Genomic DNA, 19,616 nt, shown 5'->3' with positions numbered 1-19,616 from the left:
TCGTTGCCATTATTGGCGAGAATAATCGATTCGGTTCGTTTTTTTCTTCCATTGTGGAGGTTCCTCAAGCAAAAATCAACTATTTTAAAAAATTATGCTGTTATAAAAAACGATATTGCGCTTCAATTAGCCCATTATAAACACCTTTGTGAGCGATCAATGATTCATGATTACCCTGTTCGACGATTACACCATGATCAAGCACAATGATTTCATCGGCGTGACGGATCGTAGACAAACGGTGCGCGATCATGAATGATGTGCGGCCTGCCAGCAAAATTTTCAACGCCTCTTGAATTTTGAGCTCTGTTTCCGTGTCTATACTTGCTGTCGCTTCATCCAAGATCAAAATTTGCGGATCAGCCAGCAAAGCGCGGGCGAAGGATAGCAGCTGGCGTTGCCCCATCGAAAGAATGTTGCCTCGCTCCTCAACCTGTGTATCGTAACCATCCGGCAAGCTCATAATGTACTCATGCGCGTGAACGGCTTGCGCAGCCTTAACAACCTCCGCATCCGTTGCATCCAGCCTTCCGTAACGGATGTTGTCACGAATCGTTCCTGCGAAAATAAAAGTATCCTGCAGTACGATGCCGACCTGTGAACGCAGGCTCTCAATCGTGACATCGCGAATATCGATTCCATCAATTAACACGCGGCCCTGAACAGGATCATAAAACCGGCAAAGCAAATTAATGATTGTACTTTTACCTGATCCCGTATGACCTACAAGCGCTATAGACTGACCCGCTTTAACATCAATGGTGATCCCTTTAAGAGCGGGTCTGCCTGGCTCATATTCGAAGACGATCGAGTCAAATTTCACAGCGCCTTTAATAGACGGCAATGACTTCGCAGTAGTTTTTTCTCCGACAGTAGGCTCTTCATCGATAAATTCGAAAATACGCTCCGATGATGCCATTGCAATAAGCAGCTGGGAATACATTTGGCCTAAACGGTTAATTGGATCCCAGAAGTTCCCGATGTAATTGGCATAACCGACTAATAGGCCGACTGTTATAATATCATTTTGAATCAGATAAGCACCGTACCAGAACAAAATAAATGTTCCGACTGCCGAAGTTATTTCTATAACCGGACCAAATGTCTGATTTAGCGCTGACGCTTTATTCCACGTCTTAACATTATCCGTATTCATTTGGTTGAAAAAGCTCATATTATCATTTTCTTGCACATACGCTTGTGTGACCTTCATCCCTTGAATACTTTCATTCAAGTGAGCGTTGATTCGGGACTGCTTCATTCGAACTTCCTGCCAAGCAAAGCGAATTCGTTTGCGCAATGTCGTCGATACAAGGAACATAAGCGGTACAGTGATCATAACTGCGATACCCAGATTAAAGTTCCATACAAGCAAAATAATGACGATACCGAACAGCTGAACGCAGTCCATCAGCAAGTTGACGACTCCATTCGTGAATAGGTCTTGCAGCGCGTTCACGTCATTTGTGACACGAACTAACACTGATCCAGCCGGTCTTTTATCGTAGAACCGGAATGAGAGCTTCTGAATATGCTGGAACAGATGGTTGCGCAAATCGTAAATGACCTTTTGACCAATAATATTCGTATATTTGATTCGATACGCATTGGAGGCCCATTGTACGACGTATAATAAAAGCATAATTGCGGAGATGATCAACAGCTTAGGTATGCTGGTCTGCCCATTCTCAGGAGCAATTGCCTCGTCGATCGCCAATATGACGAGCGCCGGAACGCCGAGCCGAGTTAATGTTCCAAGAATCATCATAAAGATGACCGGCATGAGCTCTTTCTTGTAAGGCTTCATATACGTAAACAATCGGCGGAGCTGTCCCCAGTTAAACGGCTTTTCAATCAACTCATCATCCTGGTAGACGAACCGTTCGTTTTTGTTGGTAGCTTTGGTTTTCGCGCTGGTACTCATTGTGAGGTACTTCCTTTCCGATCGTTCGCTTGGACAACTACAGCATCGTCAAGCGGGTAGTCAGCATATTGAATGTTATACGTATCTCGGTATGGACCTTGCTGCTTAATCAGTTCAGCATGACTGCCGCGCTGTACAATATATCCCTTATCCAAAACAATAATTTCGTCCGCATGACGCAAAGAAGATATTCGGTGGGCAATAATAAACGTTGTGCGGCCAGCCATAAGCTCCTTGAAGCCTGCTTGAATTTCATGCTCAGTTTCCATATCAACCGCGCTTGTCGCATCATCCAAAACAAGAATACGCGGATTTTTGATTAATGCTCTCGCAATGGCAATACGCTGCTTCTGACCGCCAGACAAGCCCATACCTCTTTCTCCAACGATCGTATCATAGCCAAGCGGCAGCTCCATAATGAAGTCATGTGCTTTCGCGAGACTTGCAGCTTTATAAATTTGCTCATCCGTTACATCGCGGACACCAAAGGCGATATTGTCCCGGATTGATGCTGAGAACAAGAAGGTTTCCTGGAACACTGGCGCAATAAGGCGGCGGAGACTTTGAACATCCAAATCGCGTATATCAATTCCGTCTAGCTTAATGCTTCCTTCCTTCACATTGTACGCCCGCATCAGCAATTGAATAATCGTTGATTTACCAGATCCGGTAGCACCCAGCATGCCGATTACCGTACCCGCAGGTGCGTCAATACTGACGTTAGTAAGCGCTGGCGATTTATCCGGATAGCTGAAGGTGACTTTCTCAAAACGGATATGCCCCTTCGATGTCTTACTGCTTACTACCACAGCGTCCTCCGAATTTTTCACATGTACATATTCATTTAATAGACCCAATACCCGTTCGCCCGAAGCTTTGAACTGAGTATAGTTATTGATATGGAACCCTAGTCCCCACATCGGACCAATAATATACCAAATTAAACTGAAAAACGCGACGAACTCACCTAGCTTTAACGAGTCGTTTATTACGAGAATACCGCCGGCTACAAGCAGGATGACAGCGCTCAAGTTAGCTACAAGCTCCATAAAAGGAAAAAATTTAGCCCAAATCTTCGCGGCGCCAACCTGATTGTTTTGATAAGCCTCACTGCGCACAGAAAACTTTGTTACTTCATGCGATTCACGAGCAAACGATTTGACAGTTCGCACGCCTGTAATATTTTCTTGAACGGCAGTTGTTAAATTACTCATTGCTTGACGCATTTCTCGAAATGCTGGATGAATATTGCGTTCAAATCGCATTGCCGCAAAGCCTAATAAAGGAATGGTCACTAGCGTAATCAAGGTCAGCTGCCAATGTATCGAAAGCATCATCGCTCCTCCGAACACGACCATGAGCACCATGTTCAAAATCTGGGCAAACCCAAAGCCGATAAAGTTGCGGCACGCTTCCAAATCCGCGGTCAATCGAGACATCAAATCGCCTGTTTTCGCTTTATCATAGTACTGGTAAGATAACGTCTGTAGCTTATCGTATAGAGCATTGCGCATACGAAACGCTACACGGTTTCCAAGCCTGCTTCCAAAAAATCCGTGTAAAAATTGCATAAAGCCTTTAAACGAAACAACTCCTACTACAGTAAAAGCGAGCGCAGGTACAAGTTCGAATTTTTCAGGGTAGATCACATCATCAATCAGGTACCGCAACAAATTCGGATAAACAAGACCGAGCGCTGTCGCGCACATTAAGCACAGTATGGAGGAAAAAAGAAACTTCCTTTCCGCCCAATAAAATGCTTTCAATTGCCTTAACACGTCCAAGTACGAACATCTCCCCAAATCTATTTTATAAGTATGAAGTGAATATTATCAGCATCGGTTAGGAGGAGCAAACAGTATAAAAATGCGTATATGTGATTAAACTCCCTTATTAAGCCAATACGAGAAGGAGAAAGCATAATTACTCCTAATTGCTCCTTATTGGTGCTAAATGTGTCGTATATGATCCATTTATTTCATTTTTGCATATGAGCACACAAAATAAAAAAATGCTTCTGCAGAACGTTAGACGTACTGCAAAAGCATTCAGCTATAAATGCGATTATAACCTCGTCATTTAATAAAAATTAGAGATTAATCAGCTGGTTATAAAGTTGTTTGAGCTCATCAGAATTTGCGCTGCCCGTTAACGTGCTGCTCTTGCCATCCACGAAAGCGAGCATATCATTTAACAAGCGATCTGCTGCCTGTTCAGCCGCAGACTGCCAAATTTGCTCATATATCTCTGTCCATAGATGAGTCTGCTCGGCCATCCAGCCGTTCAATGAAGGCGCAAGCGCAGCATCGAGATCTTTGCGAAGCACGCCCTTTCCATCACCCTCAAAGAAATGGCGAGGAGATTTGAACCGACTCCACAGCCATTTCGCATCAATCCGATCCGCTTCCCAAGCTGCAGGCTCTTCCGGTGTCTGTAGATCAGCAGCTGCGTAAGGTACAGCGCCATATGATGCGATTGCAGACTCAAGTCGAAGCGCACAGCTGTCATATTGCTTCTTCAGCTGCGTATGAAGCCCGCGCTCCATACGCAGAGACGTGGCGAGCAGCTCTTGCAGCAGCTCCTGCTGGACAAGCCGCTGCAGCTCCAGCCATGAGGTCCAAATCATTTTGCGCAAATCTCGTCCGTCATCCTGCAGCGACGCTGGGTTGAAGGCAAAATTATAAAACTCGCCAAATCGATATTGAATCCGCTGCACAACATAATATAACAGCTCGCTCAGCTCTTGCTTCAGCTGCTCTGTAAAGAGACTCGCTTTGAGCTCATCAATATCTTTTCGTCCCGCACTAGAAGCCAGCATTAGCTCTCCTAGCTCCGCTTCCTTCGAAGCGGCGTCTCCCTCTGCGCTCTTCAGCCATCCTGATACTGTAGAAGCAGCACGCTGTAGATCCTGCTCAGCTGCTTCAATAGCCAGGCGACCAAGATCGTTCTGAATAAAGGATAGGAAGGATTGCTCAAATGCATCAATACCTGATTGCTTCTTCAACTCCTCGTCGCCTGCTAGCTTACCATCAAGCGCCTGCAAGCTGGAGATTGGGAAAAGACGCGGTTTACGAATCGCATGTTGAAGCAAATTGTCTTCAACATGCTTCAATACCCCTTCAAGCTCCTCTTGATCGGCCGCCAAATCAGCCGCATTTACGAGGAAAAACATTTTATCCAGCTCAAATTGATCCTTCACGCGGCCAAGCTGCATCAGAAACTGCCGATCGGCCTGCGAGAAGGCATGGTTGTAATAAGTAACGAACAATACGGCGTCAGCGTTTTTGATATAGTTAAAGGCGACTCCTGTATGTCTAGCATTTACGGAATCCGCGCCTGGCGTATCCACCAGTACAATACCTTGAGCCGTTAAATCGCAATCATAATGCAGGTCAATCTCGCTTACGAAGCATGAGCGAGACTCCTCTGCTACGTAGCGCTCATATTCCGCTTGATCAACCGATAGATGCTGACCTAGCAGCGGCTCGTGTTCTGACCAGCCTGCGCGAGCTGCGCGCAGGAAGCTGAAGTGCGGGCGGCCGCCAGCGCCGATTGAATCCGGCGTGAGACGGTCAATTGCCCGCATAAGCGCTGTTGCGTCCGGCAAATGATCGGACGCGGCGTTCTCTCCGAGCAGCGCTAAGGAATAGCGCAGGTCATCTATAATTGCGTCGCGCGATTTCATAACGATGCGCGCCGTGCCATGTCCGTGCTCCGCCGTAGGGGGCACGAGACGGTTGATCGCCGCGGTAGTCGGATTCGGTGAGACGGGCAATACCGGCTCACCGATCAGCGCGTTCGCGAGCGATGATTTGCCGGCGCTGAAGGCGCCGAATAACGCGATGGTGAAGCGGCTGTCCTGCAGCCGCTTTGCCTTGTCGCGCATCGCTTGCGCAGCAGCGGCCAGAGCCGCGTGCGGAGCCAGCAGCTCCGCGGCGCTAGCTAAGCGCGCTGCCGCGCTGTGCTGCTGCGCGAGCGCTGCTCCGCCAGCGAGCTTGCTGCGCGCGGCGCCGGCGCTGGTGCCGGTACCCGCGGCGCCCGCTTTGCTCGGTGCGGCATCTGCCGCCGCACCCGCAAGTGCGCTGGCTGCGCCAGCCTCAGCGGCTCCCGCCGCCGCCGCTGCAAGAGCCGCAGCCCCGCCAGCTGCGCTCGGCGCTGGCAAAGCCGGCCTTGCCGGTGCCTCCGGCAGCGCCGAGCGCAGCTGCGCCGCATGCGCAGCCGCGCGCTCCGCTTGCGCGGAAAGCGCACCAAGAGCGCCAGCCTGCGCGCGAAGCGCCGCGAGCTGTGCCTGTGCTTCCACTGCGGCTGCTGCGCTTGCCGCAGCTGCATGCGCCGCCAGCGCATCGATCAGCTCAAGCGCTCGCTTGCGATATTCACCCTTCACATCCGCGGCTAGGTCGCGGCTGTACGTCATCGTATATTCATTTCCGATGACGGCACCTGCCTTAACTCGTTCCACGAGCCATTCAGCCTCCGGCAGCCACGTCAATTGCTGCGCCAGCTGTTCTTCCAGCTGCTCTCCGTCATAGCCGATACGCTCTGCCGCTTCACGCAGCAAATGCTTCACATGCCAATCAATGGAAGCGCTAATTAAGCTGTTCAGCTCCTCGCGGAACGCGTTCAAGCGACGCTCCTGCTCAGCAGCTGTCTTCGCACCTGCAAAAAGCAGACCAGATTTAAAACCAGCCTTGCGACTTTCAAGAAAGGATTGCGCCAAGTCGCGTAATGCGGCTGGCGTTATATTCGCATTATCGAGTAAAGATTGAAGCTCCTTGCGCAGCTCCCCTCGATAAACCTCAGTATCTTCTTCCAGTTTTCTAATATGTGATGTTAAACGGCTCATTTCCTGCGTTACTAGTGCCGCCGCTTCTTCGCCGCCGGCTTCCGCCAGTAATCGTTCACGCTCTGGCTCATCCTGCTGCTCGACCCACTTCAAATGACCCGTGACCAAATGGCGCAGAGAAGCATCCACGCTGTACGCGCAAAGAGGCTTGCGAAGCTGCTGCAGCTTATCCAGCAGCTCGAGCAGCTGCTCCCATTCCTGATGAGGATGCTCCGGCTCACGCATCGACAAATATACGATCCCGGCAGGCTCCAAGTGCCACGCATGAAACGCATCTTCCACGCTTTGACGATAGCTTGCGAAGGATAACTCGCGGTCACGATGCTTATCAATTTGATTAACGATAAAGTATAAGGGCTTGCCCCAATCTTTCAGCTGCTTCGCAAATGAGAAGTTGATTTCAGATTGCACATGATTATAATCCATCACATAAAACACGACATCGGCAAGATGAAGCGCGGATTCCGTCGCCATACGATGCGCATCGTCGGTTGAATCAATACCAGGCGTGTCTAATAATACGGTATGATTTCCTAATACCTCACTCGGATAGACGATAGACACCGAGGTGAATTGTTCTCCATCTACACAATAGCGATCAAGCTCGTCAATAGGCACTTCGGCTTTAGAGAATGTTCCATCCTTCACAGTCTCAACAGCCGCATAGGCCCGTTCACCGCCTCTAATTGAAACAACGTTGGCGCTTGTTGGAATCGGACTTGATGGGAGCAGCTTCGCTCCGCAAAGCCGATTGATCAAAGTTGATTTCCCAGCAGAAAAATGTCCACAAAAAGCAACAGTAAGCCGACCTTCGGTCAGCTTACTGTCCAGCTCCTGTGCTTGCTTTGCATGTTTATGATCTCCGGCAGCCGACATTGCGCCAGCTGCATCGAATATAGCCCCTGCTATGCTTTGCACTGTTAGTTCTGTCATCTTGCACTCCTTAAACGGCTTCCTCTTCATCAGACGGCAAGCAAATTTCAAAAACATTGCCGTGTTGCAAAATCATAATTTTCCGTTCTTTGTCTCTCATCACGACAACTTCTGGTTTAACACGCATACGCTCGATGTATTGCTCAGGCACGTCGCCGGAGCCGCTAACAGTAATGCCCTCTACTACTATATCCTCATTCTCTTGTGGTGGTGACTCAAGCACCTGCTCGTAAATATCGGAAAAAAGTTCAAAATTGTTAGTGTACACGGAAATACAGTTCATGTTCATCATCCTTCATTGGCTATTTTCTTTTTTGTACTCTTATTTTTTGTTGTACTGCCTGACTTCATACGTTGTTTTCCTTCTTTGCACAAATCAAGCAGCGGACATATCGGACACTGCGGGTTTTGTGCCTTGCAATGGTAGCGACCGAAAAATATGAGTCTATGGTGTGTTAATGTCCATTCCTCACGCGGAACTAGCTTCATAAGCTTCTTTTCAACCTCAAGTACATTATCGTCAGGCTTCGCGAAGCCTAACCGCTTAGATACACGATCAACATGAGTATCAACCGCGATTGCCGGAACGCCGAATGCATTTGACATCACCACATTCGCTGTTTTTCGGCCTACGCCAGGCAGCTCAGTTAGCCCCTCGTGACTCGCAGGCACTTCCCCGTCATATTTATCAATTACTATGCGGCATAGCTTTTGAATATTAGACGCTTTACTACGAAACAATCCAATGCGGCGAATATCCTGTTCAAGCTCTTCGAGCGGAACCTCTAAATAATGCTCAGGCCGTTTATATTTTTCAAATAACGTAGCCGTCACCTTATTAACCGTTTCATCCGTACATTGCGCAGACAGCAAAACCGCTATCGTAAGCTCGAACGGATTACTGTGGTTTAGCTCGCAGTGCGCGTCTGGAAACATGTCAGCCATAATGTCCAGTACATGACGCATTTTCTGTTTCGCAATCATCGTCCTCTCCCCTAAACAAACACTATCGTTCAAAGTGTAGCGAAATTTGTCACGCTTCGCAACCGTAATCTAGCACATTCTAAAAAAAAACTGCCCAAAAGGGCAGTTTTTTCACAAAATATAGATATCTTGCTCCTACTTTACAGCTTTACGATTTCAATCACTTTGTTTTTAAAGCGATAGACGATAAGATTATCGCCTGTTTTTAGTTGGGTAGGTACGATCATTTTTCCATTATGCGTAATTTTAGTGTCTGCAGTTACTTTGAGATAATAACCGCTATCCGTGCCTGACAACTGTTCCGTCCTTACTTGACCCTCTTTCGTATTGTAGCTCGTAAATACTCGACTTTCCGGAAGTGCTGCTGTTATACGTGTCTTGCTAGTACCTGACTGTGCAACTTCTACATAATCGCCAACTGACAGCAAGCTTGTTGCTGTACCTTGGTTTGTTCCTTTAAAAATATCAAAACCTTCGCCAGATGTATAAGTTACTGCTTTACCTGACAAATCGTTGACAGTAACACTGCTTTCGGTAATCGTTTGAACCTTGCCGTAAGTAACGTCTACAACTTGAATGGCTGCAGGTTGCTTACCAACGTAAGACACATTAACAATTGTTCCCGGCACAAATTGATTAAGTGTTAGCTTTGTGCCAGCTTGGCTCAATAGCTCCGCTCCTGATACCGAAAGCTCAACAGTCTTAGCTGCAGTATCCTTTAGAAGAAGCTTGCTTTTAGAAGTATCAAACGATACTACCTCGTACTGGGCGCTTGAATGGACGCGTATTGTCGCCACTTGCTCTTGCTTCTCATTCAATTGCAACGTCAACGTACTTCCTATTTTCAAATCACTGAAAGTTGGAGTAGTGGTGGCCCCAGCAATATCAACAAAAGCGGTATTATAAGGCAAATAAATAACAGTACCGCCATTCAGCTGCAGCCCAATTAAATTGCCATACGAATTGAGCGACACTAGAGTACCCGTATATTTTGTTAAAAACTCAAGAGAAACTATCGTATTTCCCGTATAGGAAATAATAACTTTACGATTTGGCATTACCAGCAAGTTTTCTGCAGAAGAAAGCGGAATTATGCTTCCCCCATATTCGATTTTTGTTCTGTCGTTAAAAAACAAAGCTTGAGGTGCCCCGCCAGTTTCATCAAGTATAGTGAGCAGTTTTTTGTCCTTAACGTAACTAGCAATTTGTGCTCCCGCTATTTGCTTCACATTACGGTTCGTCACTTTAACTTTCGTAACTTGATCCGTAGCATTCAGCGTTAATTCTACCTGATCGTCATTAAGAAGATCCGAAATCGTTGCAACCTTCATGCCTTCAATCTCAACTATTACATCATTTGCAAAAAACTTCGATATTAATGAAGTGCCGTCCTTAATCGTAACAAGCTTTTTATCAGCACTTATGAAGCTTCCTTTCACCGAGGTTACAGGCGCTTCAACCGTACCCACAATTTTAATCGCATATGGTGATTCTCTAAACGTATCCTGCACGATGCTAACTTGACTGTCCGCTTTAAGAGCACTTAGAAGAAGCGGATTTCCTGACTCATCAACGATTACAACGGAGTCATCATAGTAAACAGCGACAGGATCATTCCCAATCCATACATACAGTTTCTTTTCTTCAGGTATAACACGACCCAGCTTGCCAGTTATCGTCTTCGTATACTCACTCTCGCGATTCTCACTCATTAGCTCCACATAAAGCGCTTTGCCTTCTTTCGAAATAACCGTTACATCGCCGTATTTATACAGCTGATCCAATGTAATCGGCACTTCTGTGTTGTAATGATAAAACAACGTTGACGAATCGATTGAATACGTCGTTTCCTTCTTGTCGCTCTCGCTATATACCGTAACGGATGTATCCGTAATTTTCGAAATGATGCCTTTTGACTGTCCTTCATAATCAACTGGAAACAGCTTCTCAGCACGACTGAACAATGTAGCAAGCTGCGCTCGGTTCACGTTAGCTTTCGGAGCAAACTTGACGTCCGTCACACCTTTGACTAGCCCCAATTCCGATGCCGCATTTACATAGCCGTTATACAAAGCATCAACTTCATTCGCGTCCTCAAAAGAAGAGACGGAATTTTGCAGCCGTTCCGCATCCGCTTCTCTGTCAATCGCAAGAATCATCAGCTTCGTTACCCATTCACGAGTAGCTGGACGTTTGCCCCATGCTTGGCTTGGATCTTTGGCTGCCAGCGCATACTCCTCGGTTTGATCCAGTAATCCCTCTGAGAAAGCAAGAGTAATATAAGGCTTGAAAAAATTATTAACTACAAAAGAGTCTGGAAACCCGATAATTGCATCTAGATCTGCTTTTTTCTCTAACCCAGCGAATCGAAGCGCCATTAGTACCGCCTCTTCCTGTGATACGCTTTGCGTAGGAAGAAATACAAATGAATCCCCTTTCGCATAGCCTGTAATGATCCCTTGAAGGGCCAGCTTTGCGACATGCTTCTCCGCCCAATGACCTTTGTTTATATCTGTAAAAGGAGTTGTCAGTGCTGCTGAAACGGCGTTGGAAACGGATGGCGCTACCATTCCGCTTCCTGTTACTAGCGATAACGCCAAGGCGCCTACTATCAATTTATTTTTTGTTAAATAAAATGGCATGAGTCATAATCCTCCTAATGTTTCATCTCGCAAACTATTAAACTAGCATTTACGATTATTCCTTCGTATAAGGATGCTCAAGCTCCAAATGTCCCATTAAAGTTTCAACGGCAGCGCCATCTACTAATAACTCTATTGATTGAACGAATTCAAATTGAAATAATGTTTGCTTCATCGTTTCAATAACAAGCTCCTCACCAGGTGCTCCCAAGCGAGCTTCGTCCGGCAATTGAATATCGATCGTAACGAGACCGTTATCCAGCTTAACTGAATTGATTGGTATGGCTTTCCATACAGATACTTCGTCTTCCGTTCCATCCTTTTGCAGTTCATTCAAAGTGGCTTTAACAATTTCCAATTCTGGCTCATTTTCTAAAAACATCAGATTCACTTTTCGCTCAACGGATTTGGTCATTTCACTATCCGCTGCATAAATAATGACTTCACGCTCAACTTTAATTTCTTTCTCCTCATTAGTAGGAGTTGGGGTGGGCTGTTCAATTCCATTACCTGTTTGTTCACGCGGCTTATCCTGAGCGCCGCACCCCGCAAGCACTGCTGATAAAATGATGACAGCAAGCAGCCCTCGTGCGTTGAATTTTTTCATTACACTGAACACCTGCTTTCTATTTCACTTTTAAATATTCTTTAATTCCTGCAACAAGCTCTGCGGCAATACGATTTTGAGAGGCATCATTAAAAAGCACTTTTGCGTCAGATGTGTTGGTGAGAAATCCTGCCTCGATAAGAATAGCGGGCATTGTCGTTTCTTTAATCACTTTATACGCTGCCGTTTTTACGCCACGGTCTTTAATTCCAGTTGCAGCTATCAAATGTTTATGCACAACCTTTGCAAACTCTTTGCTGTTTTCTCGATAATAATAGGTTTCAGAACCCGTTACAGAACTGCCTGCGCTATTAGCATGAATAGACATAAATAGATCTGCTTTCATTTTTTCCGCAAAGGCAACACGATCACCTAAGGAAGGATAGGTATCGCCTGTTCTCGTAAAATGAGCTTTGATTTTTGGCTCTTTATCAAGCAAAGCCTTCATCTTCAAAGCAATGCTCAAATTAAATTCTTTCTCCCACTTATTCAATACACTTTTGGCGCCGGGATCTGAACCTCCGTGTCCTGCATCGATCACGATATGAAATACTTTTTCGCCAACAGGCGGTATAGTGGGATCTACTGGCAAATTAGGATCAACAGGAACCTCATTTACAGGCATCAATTTGATCTGAAATTGACCCTCACTCTCTGTAATGACATAACCGGTATCCTTAGCTGCATCTAAGACGAGCCGTGCTGTTGGAGGAGCGTTCTTAAATAAAGAGTATCGATAGCTCTTTAAATATGTATTCTCTGTTACCGTAGTAGTTACCTGCCCATCTACGAACAGCTCTGACAGGCTAGTCGAAAAATTTGTTTCCGAAAAGTCGAATACAATGCGATTGTCCAGGTAGAACGGTTTGTTAGCCTTAACGATACCCTCATAATTGATGGTTATCGTGTTTATTCCGTCAAACTCTACTGCAGTAATCACACCTGCTGGTTTAATTGGCGGTACAGGCTCTTCTGGGTCCGTTGGTATTCCTGGCTCTGATTCTTGATACATATGTACTTCCTTTTCAACATCTTTCCACTCGAACTTCAAACCGAATTGTTCGCCGACAAAGCGAATCGGAACAAGTGTAGTACCCGTTCCCTTTAGAATCGTAGCTGGCGCATCCATCTTAACGGGCTGCCCATTAACAATAGCAACGCTGTCATTAATTTTCAGTTTGATTACATCATAGCCATTATTGACTGTGACTGTTCTGTTCACATTGTCCCATTTGATATCAAAGCCTAAGCTTTCCGTAATAACCCGCACTGGAACAATAACTCGCTTATTGGTGATTTGCGGATTAACACTCGAACTTAACAATTGACCATTCAAATAAAGCTTAGGGACGACTGCTTCTGCAGCTTGTCCTACTGATGCAAATATCGTGAAAAAAAACGACATTAACAACATAATGGATACAAATTTCTTCATTTCCCACCTCGATGACAGATATTGCCCGCATCGAATGAGCACATTCGACTTTACAGACTGCAAATATAGACGCAGCTTGTCAGAAAAAGTTGCGTTTTTAGGAAAAAAGAGGACTGTTTCACCGGTATCGGCGGAACAATCCTCTTACTAGTGTATGATTAGCCAAGTCGAGCAGCGTGCTTTTGCTCATAAGCTGTAATTTTATCCTCATGTTGCAAGGTTAAGCCGATATCATCAAGCCCTTGCAGCAAAAACTGACGGCGATGCTCGTCAAGCTCGAAATTAATGCTGAGACCATGCTCATCGGTAAGCAGTTTATTTTCCAGATCAACATTCAGCTTGTAGCCATCATGCTTTGCTGTACGCTGGAAGATCTCTTCAACTAGTTCTTCACTCAGCTTGATAGGCAAAATTCCGTTTTTGAAACAGTTATTGTAGAAAATATCCGCATAAGAAGGAGCAATAATAACTTTGTACCCATAGTCAAGAATTGCCCATGGAGCATGCTCACGTGAAGATCCGCAACCGAAGTTAGCGCGTGAAACTAGTACAGAAGCTCCCTCATAGCGTGGTTTGTTCGGCTCGAATTCCGCGTTCACATCACCATTTTCATGAAAACGCCATTCGAAGAAAAGAAATTGACCGAAGCCGCTGCGCTCAATGCGTTTCAAAAATTGTTTAGGAATAATAGCGTCTGTGTCGACGTTGACCCGGTCGACCGGGGCGACGATGCCTGTCAGTTGTTTAAACGGTTCCATATCAGTTATACCCCTCTCTCACGTGCAATTAGTTCAACACTTCTGATTTAACTTCCCAATCACGTACATCTGTGAAGCGACCCATAATAGCTGCTGCTGCAGCCATTGCCGGAGAAACAAGATGAGTCCGTCCGCCGCGGCCTTGACGACCCTCGAAGTTACGGTTGGATGTCGACGCGCAGCGCTCGCCTGGCTTCAATACGTCAGGGTTCATTGCTAGACACATCGAGCAGCCTGCATCACGCCATTCAAAGCCTGCTTCTGAGAAGATTTTATCCAATCCCTCTTCTTCAGCTTGAATTTTTACACGACCAGAGCCTGGAACGACAATTGCTGTTACTCTATCGCTAACCGTGTAGCCTCTAGCAATTTCAGCGGCTGCACGCAGATCTTCAATACGACCGTTTGTACAAGATCCGATAAATACATAATCGATAGCGATCTCACTCATCGGAGTACCTGGTTTCAAGTCCATATATTCTAGTGCCGCTTCTGCAGCTTTGCGTTCGTTTTCTGTCGGAAGATCAGCTGGGAAAGGAACAGATGCTGTAATGTTAGTACCCATACCCGGGCTAGTTCCCCAAGTTACTTGCGGGATCAAAGCATCTACGTCGAAAGGAAGAACTTTATCGAATTGTGCGCCTTCGTCAGTAGTAAGCTGTTTCCATGCTTCAATCGCTTCTTCGAAGTTTGCCGGTGAATATTGACGGCCGCGAAGGTAGTTGAAGGTTGTTTCGTCCGGAGCGATCATGCCTGCGCGGGCACCTGCTTCGATCGACATATTACAAACCGTCATACGCTCTTCCATAGTGAGGCTAGTAATAGCTTCACCTGTGAATTCGATAACATAGCCGGTTGCAAAGTCTGTACCATATTGCGCGATAACGCCAAGAATCAAATCCTTCGCAGTTACGCCTGGCTTACGTTTACCGTTAAAACGGATTTCCAATGTTTTGGCTTTGGATTGCTGCAAGCATTGTGTAGCCATTACATGTTCAACTTCACTTGTACCGATACCGAATGCAAGAGCGCCAAATGCGCCATGCGTTGAAGTATGACTGTCGCCGCAAACGATCGTTTTACCAGGATGCGTAAGGCCAAGCTCAGGTCCCATAACGTGTACTACGCCTTGATCAACACTATCAAGATCGAATAATGTTACGCCAAAATCTTTACAGTTTTGCGTAAGTGTATCGATTTGCTGCTTCGAAATTGGATCTGTAATGTTAAAACGGTCCTTCGTCGGTACGTTGTGATCCATTGTTGCAAACGTCAAATCCGGACGACGCACTTTGCGGCCCGAAAGGCGTAAGCCTTCAAATGCTTGTGGTGATGTCACTTCATGAACAAGCTGCAAGTCGATATAAATAACGCTCGGCTTTCCTTCTTCTTGATGAATGACGTGATTTTCCCAGATCTTCTCAAACATAGTCTTTTTCGTCATTATATTCACCCCATCGTTTCATTAAATCTTTCTGCTCTTCTTAACTGGATCTATCATAGCATTTCTTTCTTCATTGAACCAAGATATAATATCTATAACGTTTATAGGTAATAGCTATAATGAAAAATATCAATTTTATAGTAAATAGAAACGGATTATATTAAATTAGGAACGGAGTGTAAACTTATGGAACTGCGCCAACTCAATTATGTGATACAAATAGCATCCGAGAAAAATTTTTCACGAGCAGCGGAAAAGCTGCATATCGCCCAGCCTTCTCTAAGTCAGCAATTATCTAAGCTGGAGCAGGAGCTAGGCGTTCTTCTATTCCGACGTACAACCAATTCGGTTGAACTAACACAAGCCGGACAAGTATTTGTTGATAAAGCACAAACCATTTTAGATGCGGTAGAGCAGCTTAAGCAGGAAATGGATGATATGGCTCAAATGCGCCGCGGCCGGTTAGTCGTCGGGACATTGCCGATAACGGGATCACATATTTTACCCATTGTCCTGCCTGTGTTCGGTGCTCAATATCCGCAAATTGATGTTGTACTTGTTGAAGATACAACAGCTAAGCTTGAGCAATTAACAGCTAGCGGCGGAACAGACCTAAGTTTGCTTTCATTGCCGTTAATTGATAGTTCTCTCTCCTGGGAACCATTTATGGAAGAGGAGATTTGTTTAGCCGTCTCGTCGCAGCACCCGCTTGCTCAGCGTGAAGATTCAGTTGCCATTCATGAGCTTCAGGATGAGCCGTTCATTGGCCTAAAGCGCGGACAAGGATTTCGTCAAATAACAGTTGATCTATGTGAGCAAGCAGGCTTCACTCCGAGAATTGTGTTTGAGAGCAGCAATATAGAGACGATTCAATCACTCGTTGCTGGCGGTATGGGAATCGCCTTCGTCCCTAAAATGCTTACTCGTGTCAAAAACGCGGATTTTGCTCCAACTTACTTGACATTGAATCCTCAACCGACAAGAACATTAGTCATTGCCAGCCGAAAAGGCCGGTACTTGTCCAAAGCTGCGGAGGCCTTTATACGAACACTTAAAAAAACGATTACTCCCTACCATTGATCAAGCTTCATAGATGGAAGGTCTACGATCTTCAAATACGGGTATTTTCGATCGAACAGCATCGACAAGGGATAGATCAATATCTGCATAGAGAATGGTTTCCTCTTCTCCCGCTTCGGCAATTGTTTCTCCCCATGGATCTAAAACGATCGAATGACCGAAGAATTGCGAGTTGCCGCTCGTTCCCATCCGATTGCAGGCGATGACGAACATTTGATTTTCAATAGCTCTCGCCGTTAATAACGTTTTCCAATGATGCAAGCGAGGATGCGGCCATTCAGCCGGAACAAAAAGCAGCTTTGTACCATCGAGCGCAAGCTTCCTCGCCAGCTCTGGGAAACGAATGTCATAGCAAATCATCATGCCCGCTTGCGTTCCTTCTATTTCAAGCTTGCCGAGCTTATCCCCAGCAGTCAAATACTTCTCTTCCTCCATTAGACGGAACAAATGGATTTTGGAATAATCAGCAATGACCTCTCCTTGTCGATCATAAGCATAAATCGTATTCAAAACCTGCTCTGACCTCAGCTCAGCAATTGATCCACCGATTATATATACACCATGTTTTTTACTGAAATCAGATAAGAACTTCTTCGTCCTTTCTCCCTCTTGATCCGCAAGCGTTTGAATTTCCGTTAAAGCGTAGCCTGTATTCCACATCTCAGGAAACATAATCACATCAGGTTTTTGTTCATGAGCTACCGCTTCCTCCAGCATTATAGCCAGCTTTGCAAAATTCACTTCTGGATATCCTGCTTCTATATCCATTTGCAGCAGAGCAAGCCGCAATTTGTTATTCATCTGCCATTCCTCCCGATATTGCTTTATTTCCCTAATGATAACCTCTCATGGAACGGTGTCAAGATGGGAAACGTAACAACGAAGCCTTTACCATTTTGAGCTTAGAAAAGGAGAATGTCCATTATGCTGCCAAAAAGATATCTCACACTGCTTATCGTGTGCTGCTCGCTTTTTATGTTTGCACATGTAACGAATGCCCGCAGTGCGGATACTAGCGTCAACAACCCCGTCCCTGAAACAGAGCTAAAGCCTGTACAGGTATTTGATGTCTCTGTCGGAAAAATTGTAAAAACGATACCGAACGATAAACAGTTCCAAGCCTTCGCCGCCTCATGGGTTGGCTCAATAAAGGGACTAGCCCCGCAGCTAACAAATGACGAGAGCTGCAGCTACGTATACAGAGTGCCGCTTATGAAAGCTGTTACGATTAAAAACAAAGATATTTCGGTTACTTCTGACGATTTATTTTTGTTTTACTGCAAAGATAAGCCGCCGCTTCTGCTCGTATTCGATGAGAAAAGGAGACCGTACTTATTTTTATTTAAAGCAGATATTAAACCATTCATCCAAAAGGTTGGTCTGCCAGCGACCTAGAAACACCCTTCTCTAATTCACTCATTCATGCTAAATTAAAGCTATTGTTCAAACGTAAACGACTTTCGCCGTCTTCTACGGCAATAGCGATTTTATCATGTGGAGTGTGAAACATTGGAAACGAAAATCGGTCAACACCTAATTCAACCCGCGGATCGGATGAACGGACTTCCGACGCAATTTTTTGCCAAGCTGGTCGCCAAAGCTAATGCGCAAGCGGCCAAAGGACGCGACGTTATCAATTTGGGACAAGGCAATCCAGACCAGCCGACTCCTCCCCATATTGTTGCAAAGCTGCAGGAAGCTGCAGATAATCCGTTGTATCACAAGTATCCGCCTTTCAGCGGCTATTCTTTCTTAAAGGAAGCTGTCGCTAAACGATACAAAGAGGATTACAACGTGGATATTGATCCAACAACGGAAGTAGCTATTTTATTTGGAGGAAAGACTGGCCTCGTTGAAATTAGCCAGTGCTTGCTCAATCCGGGTGACGTATGCCTCGTCCCTGATCCAGGCTACCCAGATTATTGGTCAGGTGTAGCGCTTGCCGGTGCGGAAATGTCCTTTATGCCGCTTACCGAGCAGAACAGCTATTTGCCTGATTACAGTGCGATTAGTCCTGAGATAGCTAAGCGAGCTAAGCTTATGTTTATGAACTATCCGAATAACCCTACTGGTGCTGTAGCCAATGCAGCATTTTATGAACAAACGGTGGAGTTTGCTCGTGAGCATGGTATCGTGATCTCAAGCGATTTTGCATACGGTGCTATTGGCTTCGACGGCAATCAGCCAATTAGCTTTTTGCAAACATCAGGCGCCAAGGAAGTCGGCGTAGAGTTCTACACCTTGTCCAAAACATACAATATGGCTGGATGGCGCGTCGGGTTCGCAATTGGTAATGCTCAAATCATAAAGCTGATTAACCTGATTCAAGATCATTACTACTGCAGCTTATTTGGCGGTATTCAAGAAGCTGCCGCATTGGCTTTATCTGGTCCGCAGGACTGTGTCGCGGATCTGAGATTGATGTACGAGAGCAGACGCGAAGCTCTGTTCTCCGCGCTTGAGAAGATTGGTTGGAAGGCTGCCCGCCCAGGCGGATCGTTCTTCTGCTGGCTTCCGGTACCTAAGGGATATACGTCGGAAACATTCGCTGATTTACTTTTGCAAGAAGCAGATGTTGTTGTAGCTCCTGGAGTAGGCTTCGGAACCCACGGAGAAGGCTTCGTACGTCTTGGGCTGTTAACAAGTGAAGCGCGTCTGGAAGAGGCAATAGAGCGGATCGGTAAACTCAAATTATTTCAAGTTTAATGGACGTATACTTATCATCCACTAGCGCCTGTCTTGCTTTACAGCGGCATTGGATCGTGATATGATTATAGGAATTGAACATGAAACGTGATGACGGGACTAGTAAGCATGAATGGGTCGCGCTCAGAGAGTAAATTCCATCGGCTGAAAGAATTTACCCCGACCGCTTGCCGAACCTACCTCCGAACGGCCGGCTTTGAACCGGACAGCGCCTTCTGTTATTAGGCTTAAGCTGGATGTCCTTTTTGCCGAGGACATCA

Annotated in this window: 14 protein-coding genes; 3 read left to right on the top strand and 11 right to left on the bottom strand. The window is 45.8% G+C overall.

What is annotated here, in order from left to right:
- Window positions 1-100: 100 nt before the first annotated feature.
- From AC0YN7_RS14220 to leuC, 10 genes are all read right to left on the bottom strand, one after another.
- Window positions 101-1,924, bottom strand: coding sequence for an ABC transporter ATP-binding protein (locus tag AC0YN7_RS14220; protein ID WP_475810661.1), 1,824 nt, complete (start codon window positions 1,922-1,924; stop codon window positions 101-103).
- Window positions 1,921-3,708 carry an ABC transporter ATP-binding protein gene (locus tag AC0YN7_RS14215; RefSeq protein WP_475810660.1) on the bottom strand — a complete coding sequence of 596 codons (1,788 nt, stop codon included), beginning with the start codon at window positions 3,706-3,708 and terminating at the stop codon, window positions 1,921-1,923. Before AC0YN7_RS14215 ends, AC0YN7_RS14220 begins: the two co-directional genes overlap by 4 nt.
- 305 nt (window positions 3,709-4,013) lie before the next feature.
- Window positions 4,014-7,700, bottom strand: coding sequence for a dynamin family protein (locus tag AC0YN7_RS14210; RefSeq protein ID WP_475810659.1), 3,687 nt, complete (start codon window positions 7,698-7,700; stop codon window positions 4,014-4,016).
- A gap of 10 nt (window positions 7,701-7,710) precedes the next feature.
- Window positions 7,711-7,983 carry an NAD/NADP transhydrogenase alpha subunit gene (locus AC0YN7_RS14205; protein ID WP_475810658.1) on the bottom strand — a complete coding sequence of 91 codons (273 nt, stop codon included), beginning with the start codon at window positions 7,981-7,983 and terminating at the stop codon, window positions 7,711-7,713.
- A gap of 5 nt (window positions 7,984-7,988) precedes the next feature.
- Window positions 7,989-8,684, bottom strand: coding sequence for an endonuclease III (gene nth, locus AC0YN7_RS14200; RefSeq protein ID WP_475810657.1), 696 nt, complete (start codon window positions 8,682-8,684; stop codon window positions 7,989-7,991).
- 140 nt (window positions 8,685-8,824) lie between these two features.
- The gene (locus AC0YN7_RS14195; protein WP_475810656.1) at window positions 8,825-11,326 is read right to left on the bottom strand and encodes an S-layer homology domain-containing protein; all 2,502 of its coding nucleotides are present in this window, start codon (window positions 11,324-11,326) and stop codon (window positions 8,825-8,827) included.
- A 55-nt stretch (window positions 11,327-11,381) separates the two neighbouring features.
- Window positions 11,382-11,933, bottom strand: a complete 552-nt coding sequence (locus AC0YN7_RS14190) for a GerMN domain-containing protein (RefSeq protein ID WP_475810655.1) — start codon at window positions 11,931-11,933, stop codon at window positions 11,382-11,384.
- 19 nt (window positions 11,934-11,952) lie between these two features.
- Window positions 11,953-13,368: an N-acetylmuramoyl-L-alanine amidase gene (locus AC0YN7_RS14185; RefSeq protein WP_475810654.1), complete on the bottom strand. Its 1,416-nt coding sequence runs from the start codon at window positions 13,366-13,368 to the stop codon at window positions 11,953-11,955.
- A 158-nt stretch (window positions 13,369-13,526) separates the two neighbouring features.
- A complete protein-coding gene (leuD, locus tag AC0YN7_RS14180; protein ID WP_475810653.1) occupies window positions 13,527-14,126 on the bottom strand; it encodes a 3-isopropylmalate dehydratase small subunit in 600 nt (199 codons plus the stop codon).
- A gap of 28 nt (window positions 14,127-14,154) precedes the next feature.
- On the bottom strand, window positions 14,155-15,570 hold the full coding sequence (gene leuC, locus AC0YN7_RS14175) for a 3-isopropylmalate dehydratase large subunit (protein ID WP_475810652.1): 1,416 nt from the start codon (window positions 15,568-15,570) through the stop codon (window positions 14,155-14,157).
- 186 nt (window positions 15,571-15,756) lie between these two features.
- Between leuC and AC0YN7_RS14170 the strand changes: the two genes are divergently transcribed.
- Window positions 15,757-16,650 (top strand): LysR family transcriptional regulator, encoded by an 894-nt coding sequence (locus AC0YN7_RS14170; protein ID WP_475810651.1) that lies wholly within the window; start codon window positions 15,757-15,759, stop codon window positions 16,648-16,650.
- Here the strand turns inward: AC0YN7_RS14170 and AC0YN7_RS14165 are convergent, their stop codons facing one another.
- Window positions 16,651-17,451, bottom strand: coding sequence for a carbon-nitrogen family hydrolase (locus AC0YN7_RS14165; RefSeq protein WP_475810650.1), 801 nt, complete (start codon window positions 17,449-17,451; stop codon window positions 16,651-16,653).
- A gap of 123 nt (window positions 17,452-17,574) precedes the next feature.
- Here AC0YN7_RS14165 and AC0YN7_RS14160 point away from each other — a divergent pair, with 123 nt between their 5' ends.
- Window positions 17,575-18,045, top strand: coding sequence for a hypothetical protein (locus AC0YN7_RS14160; protein ID WP_475810649.1), 471 nt, complete (start codon window positions 17,575-17,577; stop codon window positions 18,043-18,045).
- Window positions 18,046-18,159: 114 nt separating this feature from the next.
- Window positions 18,160-19,356, top strand: a complete 1,197-nt coding sequence (locus AC0YN7_RS14155) for an aminotransferase class I/II-fold pyridoxal phosphate-dependent enzyme (RefSeq protein WP_475810648.1) — start codon at window positions 18,160-18,162, stop codon at window positions 19,354-19,356.
- Window positions 19,357-19,616 lie beyond the last annotated feature (260 nt).

Source organism: Paenibacillus sp. J31R122 (assembly GCF_056269185.1).
This window is presented reverse-complemented; position numbering and strand designations above follow the sequence as displayed.

Bases quoted from the DNA above. Each gene is read 5' to 3' on its own strand.
- leuD (WP_475810653.1), bottom strand. From the start codon at position 14,126: ATGGAACCGTTTAAACAACTGACAGGCATCGTCGCCCCGGTCGACCGG.
- AC0YN7_RS14185 (WP_475810654.1), bottom strand. From the start codon at position 13,368: ATGAAGAAATTTGTATCCATTATGTTGTTAATGTCGTTTTTTTTCACG.
- AC0YN7_RS14160 (WP_475810649.1), top strand. From the start codon at position 17,575: ATGCTGCCAAAAAGATATCTCACACTGCTTATCGTGTGCTGCTCGCTT.
- AC0YN7_RS14190 (WP_475810655.1), bottom strand. From the start codon at position 11,933: ATGAAAAAATTCAACGCACGAGGGCTGCTTGCTGTCATCATTTTATCA.
- AC0YN7_RS14170 (WP_475810651.1), top strand. From the start codon at position 15,757: ATGGAACTGCGCCAACTCAATTATGTGATACAAATAGCATCCGAGAAA.
- AC0YN7_RS14210 (WP_475810659.1), bottom strand. From the start codon at position 7,700: ATGACAGAACTAACAGTGCAAAGCATAGCAGGGGCTATATTCGATGCA.
- AC0YN7_RS14165 (WP_475810650.1), bottom strand. From the start codon at position 17,451: ATGAATAACAAATTGCGGCTTGCTCTGCTGCAAATGGATATAGAAGCA.
- leuC (WP_475810652.1), bottom strand. From the start codon at position 15,570: ATGACGAAAAAGACTATGTTTGAGAAGATCTGGGAAAATCACGTCATT.
- nth (WP_475810657.1), bottom strand. From the start codon at position 8,684: ATGATTGCGAAACAGAAAATGCGTCATGTACTGGACATTATGGCTGAC.
- AC0YN7_RS14195 (WP_475810656.1), bottom strand. From the start codon at position 11,326: ATGCCATTTTATTTAACAAAAAATAAATTGATAGTAGGCGCCTTGGCG.
- AC0YN7_RS14220 (WP_475810661.1), bottom strand. From the start codon at position 1,924: ATGAGTACCAGCGCGAAAACCAAAGCTACCAACAAAAACGAACGGTTC.
- AC0YN7_RS14205 (WP_475810658.1), bottom strand. From the start codon at position 7,983: ATGAACTGTATTTCCGTGTACACTAACAATTTTGAACTTTTTTCCGAT.